Below are 6,196 nucleotides of genomic sequence, written 5' to 3' on the forward strand. Positions count from 1 at the left end.
CTTAGCGCTTGGCGCGGTCGATGATCGCCTGTTCGGCTTCGGCTGCCTTGGCGAGCGAAGTCTTCGGATCCTCGCCACCGATCAGGACGCGGTTGGTCATATCGATGGTCACTTGCCGCTGGGCCGCTTCGTCCTTGAACATGGTCGTATGGGCATATTCAAGACCTTTGAGGAACGGGCCATAGACCGGGTGAGCGATGTTCTCAGGAGTGAGAGCCGCGGCGCGGCGTGCCGGCAGCTCGCCCACTACCTCCATCCAAATCTTCATGGCTTCGGGCGATGAGACATAGGCCAGGAACTTCTCCGCTGCCGCGAGCTTCTCGCCCTCTGCCTTCGTGGTGATCGCGTTGGCGAAATAGCTCGCGTAGTTGCTGCGCACGCCCTGAGCATTGGCCGGGAGCTCGACCACGCCCCATTCAAAGCCCTTGATCGTGTTGAAGGAGCCCAGCCGGAAGGTGCCGTCGATAGTCATGGCGGCTAGGCCTGCCCGGAAAGCGGCCTGACCCTCGTCCATAAAGCCGACTTGACCCACCTTGTGCTTCTTCTGGAGGTCCGTGTAGAAGGTCAGTGCCTTTAGGCCGGCTTCGCCGTTGTAGGCAACTTTCGTGTCGTTCTCCGTATAGGGAACACCGCCGAACTGCCGGATCAGCACTTCGCGCCACCATTGGTGATCCTGTCCACCCATATCGAGCGTCATGCCGGCGGAGATGATATTGCCGCTGCTATCGCGCTTGGTGGTCTTCTCGGCCGCAGTGACGAGTTCATCAAGGGTCTTTGGCGGATTGTTCGGATCGAGACCAGCATCCTTGAAGGCCTTCTTGTTATAGAACAGTGCCAGGGAACGCACGGCGGTCGGTAGGCCGTAATAGTCGTTTCCGCGCTTCATCGCGCTCACGATCGGGAAGAAATCGCGCTCGATATCGGTGCTGGGGAAAGCTTCCGCGCGCAGGGGGCGGATCATCTTGCCGGCGATGAAGTTGTCGGTCCAGCCGTAGAAGAGTTGCACCACGTCAGGTCCCTGGCCTGCAAGGATCGCAGCGGCGACCTTAGTTTGGTAGTCCGCATAGGGAAACGTGGTCTGCTTGACCTTGATGTCAGGATTGGCCTCTTGGAACTTGGCGATCAGCTGGTTCATCGCCTTGACGCGCGTATCGAACACATATTGCCAGTATTCGATCTCGACGGCCTTGGCGCTGGATGCTGTCAGGGTGGCGAAGCCTATGGCGGCGCTCGCGAGCAGGTGATGAAAACGCATATCCCTCTCCATTGTTGCTGGGCGCGAGGCGCCCGGCTTTTCTTTGGTGGCGGCCTGAGCAAGGACCGCTCCAGTCTCAAGGCTCCCTTAGAGTTACCAGCCTGTCAATAAGATAATTCACTTGAGTTATTCTTTGCCTCGCGTCATCGTACGTCGTGGAGTGCCGGAGATGCCGAGAAAATCCAAAACCGGAGCACAATCGACGATCGGAAGCAATCCGGAGCGAAACCGCTCTCACAATCGTCGTGTGGTGCTGGATGTTGTGCGTCAGTTAGGTCCTGTCGGACGGATGGAAATCTCGCGCCATGCACATCTTAGTACCCAGGCTGTCTCGAATATCGTTGAAGACCTCGTCGCGGACGGCCTGCTGATCAGGACCGGGCGGCTCAGGGCAGGCCGGGGCCTGCCGCCGATCCAGTTCGCGGTTAATCCCAACGGCGGTATGACGGCGGGAATCGAAATTGCAGCGGACCAGATTTCCACCCTTCTCGTTGACATGGGTGGCCGTGTTCGTGCGCAGCGGAGCTTGTCGATCCAGCGGAACGATCCCGAAACGGTGCTTCCCGCCATAAAAGCCGAGATCGAGGCGGCGCAGGCGCAGTTAAAGCCTCCTGTCCCACAGCTTCTTGGGGTCGGCGTCGTCATGCCGGGTCCATTTGATGTCGAAGGCATGACGTCCGTCGGGCCGACGACCTTGTCGGGGTGGCTGGATTTCAATGCGGTTGCCGGTATTGGGCAAGTGCTCGGCTCTCCAATCACGCTTGAGAACGATGCCACCGCTGCGGCCGTCGGCGAGCGCCTTTACGGTGCGGCCCAGGACCTGAAAAGCTTCTGCCTGATTTATTTCGGACAAGGACTGGGCCTGGGAATCATGATCGACGGACGTCCGTATCGCGGGGCCAACGGCAATGCGGGCGAGATCGGCCACGTGCTGGTGGAGAAGGGCGGACGCCTCTGCTCGTGCGGACAGCACGGTTGCCTTGAGGCCTATGCGTCGATTCATGCCCTTGCGGAAAGGCTAACAGCAGTCGGAATCCAGAATACCGATTATGCGCATCTGGAGCGGCTCCATCGCGAGAAGCATCCTGTCGTCCAAGCCTGGATCCAGGAGGTGGCCGGCTATCTCGCACCTCAGATCGCGATGCTCGAAAACCTCTTCGATCCTGAGGCTATCGTGATTGGCGGCGCTCTTCCGCCCGGCCTCCTGGAGGATCTCACACAGGCCATGCAGCCACTTCCCCTGTCGGTCGCCCGCCGCAGGAACCGGAACGAAGCGCGCCTGATCCATGGGCGAACAGGCCGGCTTACGGCCGCCCTCGGAGCTGCCGCCTTGCCACTCTTGGAAACGATGACGCCGCGACTCGATACCGCCCAGGCGGCGGACCGGGAACAATCGAACGAGGAGATCTCTCTTGTTGGATGATCATAGTCGTCTCGCCCGCGCTGCCCATGATCCAGCTCTTGTCCGCCTGCATCGGGCTCTGAGCCGGTTGCCGTCCGTCGTGACCGTGATGAATACAGGGGCACATCCGGACGACGAGGCCAACGGTATGCTGGCGGCGTTGAGGTTCGCCTATGGCATGCGCGTCGTCGTGGCCTGCTCCACAAGGGGGGAGGGCGGCCAGAATGCTCTCGGACCTGAGCGGGGAGGCGCCCTTGGCGTGCTTAGGACCGCAGAGATGGAGGAAGCTGCTCGGCGTATAGATGCCGATGTGGTGTGGCTCGGCCACGGACCAGACGATCCGGTTCATGATTTCGGTTTTTCTAAGAACGGGGACGATACGCTCCGGCGGTGGGGCGAGGAACGCATCGTCGAACGGCTCGTCCGTGCCTATCGACAGTACAGGCCGGATATCGTCATCCCGACCTTCCTGGACGTGCCAGGGCAGCATGGTCACCACCGAGCGATGACCCGGGCGGCTGAAAGAGCATTCGTCCTGGCGGCCGATCCCTCTGCCTTTCCGGAACATAGGGGATTGGGCCTCCAGCCTTGGCAGGTTTCCAAGTTCTATCTCCCGGCATGGTCGGGGGCGGGCTATGCGTACGATGACGAGGTGCCTCCACCACCCGTGACGCTCAGCATCCAGGTTGCCGGAGGCGATGAGGTCACCGGTTTGGCATACCGGCAGCTCGGCGAGTGGTCCCGAGCGGCGCATGCATCCCAAGGCATGGGCGTGTGGCGCGACCGTCCGTCCGACCAGTGGAATCTTCATCTGAAGCTCCGGGCTGGCGGTCTGTCGGAGACCGAGAGCGACATTCGCGATCACCTGTCTGCAAGCCTTGCGGATCTTGCTACTACGCCGGGGCTGACGCAGGCCGCGGCCGCTGCTCTGCGGGAGGCGCAGGACCATATTGATGCCGCCCTTGCAGTGTTCCCGGACCGCAGGCGGATCAGCGAGGCGCTCGGACGGGCGGCGCACCTGATTGAAGTTGTAAGAGGAGACTTGGATCGGGAAATCGTCGATCGGATGCGACATCGTCTCGATCGCAAGCTGCGGGAGATCGATGCTGTTCTTTTCGAAGTGCATGCGAAAGTAGCGCGTGCGCTCTTCGAGGGCTCGTGCCATCCGGGGGCGCGGATGGTTCTAGACATCCACATCGATGCGCCCGGCCTTGAGAACCTCACGGTCTCACCCCGTCTTCCCGATGGAGTAGAGGCCTTTGAGACAGCTCGGGAGCCGGGGCATGTCCAGTACGCGATCACGATTCCAGCGTCGGCACCACATTCAGGCAACTATCCCGAGGCGTATGATCCTCTCGGCGCCAATGGTGAAGCCGGCGTCATTGTCTCGGGCGAAGTGGAAGGACGCACCATCGGGGTTGATCTAGACCCTGAGGAACCTCTGAAGATAGTCCCTCTGAAGTCCTTGTTCCTTGATCCCGTCACTGCGACCATCAGGATCGGAGACCGCCCATCCAGCATCCAGGTTAAGGCCGCAGGGGCTGACCCCTCGGACTGGCATGCACCGGAAGGCTGGAATGTCCGAACAGAGGGCGGCGACTGGATCATCGATCCGCCACAGCTGACAAGGCCCGGAGTTTCACGCCTCATTCCCATCGTTGATGGCAGGCCGATAAGCCAGGTCCAAACTGTTGCCTATCCTCATATTCATCCGACCTTCTATATTGCGCCGGCAGAGCTCAAGGTTCTGGCGCTTGATGTCGCCCTGCCGACCGATGCGCGCATCGGATACGTGGGAGCTGGAAGCGACAATGTTGGCACCCACATGCGCCGCCTCGGTCTTGAGGTTACGGATCTCGCGGAAGCCGATCTGCAGATCGGCTCTCTTTCGGAGTTTACAACTATCCTCGTTGGCATCTTCGGGTTTGGGCTCCGACGGGATCTTCAGGCTGCAACCAAGCGCCTGCATCGGTTCGTGGAGGAGGGCGGACACTTGGTGACGCTCTACCACCGTCCCACTGACGGTTGGAATCCCGATCATACGCCACCGCGCCGCCTCGTCATCGGCTCGCCGTCCCTAAGATGGCGCGTGACTGATCCCTCCGCTCCGGTGACGGTTCTAAAGCCCAACAGTCCCTTGCTTATGTCTCCGAACCGAATCGAGGTGAATGACTGGCAGGGCTGGGACAAGGAGAGGGGGCTCTATTTTGCGGCGGAATACGACCCCGCCTACGAGGAGCTTCTTGCTCTGCATGATCCGGGAGAGAGCCCGCTCAAGGGTTCGCTCGTTTCCGCCCGCATTGGGCGGGGACGCCATACCCATGTGGCGCTCGTGCTGCACCACCAGCTGGACAAGCTGGTTCCCGGCGCCTTCCGCCTTCTGGCGAATCTGGTCCAGCCTGCCTGAAGACTCGTGAGGGGATATGGCGGCTGCACCCGAAACCGATGCGCTCCTGTCTCCGATCCCCTTGTGGAGGAGTGCGGTTTGGCTGTCGCTCGATATGGCGCTGGTCACGACCATGCAGGCCCTCGTCAAGGCTGCAGGCGAGTCATACCCGGCCGTCCAACTCGTCTTCCTGCGCTCGCTCGTCGGGTTTGTGGCTGTAGCCCCATTGGTGTGGCATCACCGTGCCAAGCTTACGAACCTGTCCAACATCCGCGGCCATCTCGCTCGCGTTGCGTTCAACTCTGCCGCGCTGACATTCAACTTCGCCGCCTTCGCGGCATTGCCTCTCGCTCTGGTCACCGCGATCGGGTTCACACGGCCGCTCATGCTTCTGGTGATGGCGACCTTCATGTTGGGCGAGAGCGTCAGCAAGATTCGCTACGTCTTCACAGCGTTTGGTTTCCTCGGAGTCATTCTCATGGTTCGACCAGACGCGATCCCGTGGAACTTAGGGTTGGTTGCAGCCTTCGGATCCGTATTCTTCGGCTCTCTGGCTGTCGTTCAGACGAGACGACTTGCGAGTGAGAACACGGTTGTGCTCATGCTCTTCTACACGATTGGTCTGACTGTGCTGACGTCAATTCCCGCTGTCATCGTGTGGGTGCCGATCCCGTGGGCTGAGGCGCCAAACATCATCCTCATCGGCGTCCTGGCGCAGTTGGGGCAGTATTGCTGGCTGCAAGCCTATCAGAAGCAGGAGGCACGGCTTTTGGCTCCGATAGGATACCTATCGATTGTCTTCTCAGGCTTCGCTGGCTGGCTCTACTTCGAAGAAGTTCCATCGCTGTCCCTGTGCCTTGGTGCAGCTATCGTGGTCCTGACCACGGTATTGGCGACACCAGCTGAACGGCGGCTCAGGAGCGGGAGACGGGCATAAGGCCCAGATCGGATTGGCGACGGAGTTCGCCCGTAGATGAGGAATACCGACTCAGTCTTTGCTCCGCCGCGCAGCAGGGGGCTGGACGGCAAAAAGCCCCTGACGTTTGTGGCGTTCAGGGGCTTTTTGTGTGGTTGGTTGCGGGGACAGGATTTGAACCTGTGACCTTCAGGTTATGAGCCTGACGAGCTACCGGGCTGCTCCACCCCGCGCCAG

4 protein-coding genes and 1 tRNA gene are annotated in these 6,196 nt (G+C 60.7%); 3 read left to right on the plus strand and 2 right to left on the minus strand.

The genetic code is table 11. The features are described 5' to 3' along the window. Position 1 precedes the first annotated feature (1 nt). Positions 2-1,267 carry an extracellular solute-binding protein gene (locus LGR44_RS08325; RefSeq protein ID WP_404809909.1) on the minus strand — a complete coding sequence of 422 codons (1,266 nt, stop codon included), beginning with the start codon at positions 1,265-1,267 and terminating at the stop codon, positions 2-4. Between the two features lie 157 nt (positions 1,268-1,424). Here LGR44_RS08325 and LGR44_RS08330 point away from each other — a divergent pair, with 157 nt between their 5' ends. Genes LGR44_RS08330 through LGR44_RS08340 form a run of 3 tightly spaced genes read left to right on the plus strand, consistent with a single transcriptional unit; the run spans position 1,425 to position 5,980 of the window. Next, complete coding sequence (locus LGR44_RS08330) at positions 1,425-2,678, plus strand: ROK family transcriptional regulator (protein WP_226739222.1); 1,254 nt, start codon at positions 1,425-1,427, stop codon at positions 2,676-2,678. Then, positions 2,668-5,064 (plus strand): PIG-L family deacetylase, encoded by a 2,397-nt coding sequence (locus LGR44_RS08335; RefSeq protein ID WP_404809910.1) that lies wholly within the window; start codon positions 2,668-2,670, stop codon positions 5,062-5,064. Before LGR44_RS08330 ends, LGR44_RS08335 begins: the two co-directional genes overlap by 11 nt. A gap of 16 nt (positions 5,065-5,080) precedes the next feature. Beyond that, the gene (locus tag LGR44_RS08340) at positions 5,081-5,980 is read left to right on the plus strand and encodes a DMT family transporter (RefSeq protein WP_226739224.1); all 900 of its coding nucleotides are present in this window, start codon (positions 5,081-5,083) and stop codon (positions 5,978-5,980) included. 135 nt (positions 5,981-6,115) lie between these two features. Here the strand turns inward: LGR44_RS08340 and LGR44_RS08345 are convergent. Then, positions 6,116-6,192 (minus strand) — tRNA-Met (locus tag LGR44_RS08345). Positions 6,193-6,196 lie beyond the last annotated feature (4 nt).

The sequence above is a fragment of the Microvirga lenta genome (genome assembly GCF_020532555.1).
GTDB classification, from domain to species: Bacteria; Pseudomonadota; Alphaproteobacteria; order Rhizobiales; family Beijerinckiaceae; genus Microvirga; species Microvirga lenta.

What these genes read in the sequence shown, in the direction of transcription:
- LGR44_RS08325 (WP_404809909.1), bottom strand. Translation starts at nt 1,267, where the DNA reads ATGGAGAGGGATATGCGTTTTCATCACCTGCTCGCGAGCGCCGCCATA.
- LGR44_RS08340 (WP_226739224.1), top strand. Translation starts at nt 5,081, where the DNA reads ATGGCGGCTGCACCCGAAACCGATGCGCTCCTGTCTCCGATCCCCTTG.
- LGR44_RS08330 (WP_226739222.1), top strand. Translation starts at nt 1,425, where the DNA reads ATGCCGAGAAAATCCAAAACCGGAGCACAATCGACGATCGGAAGCAAT.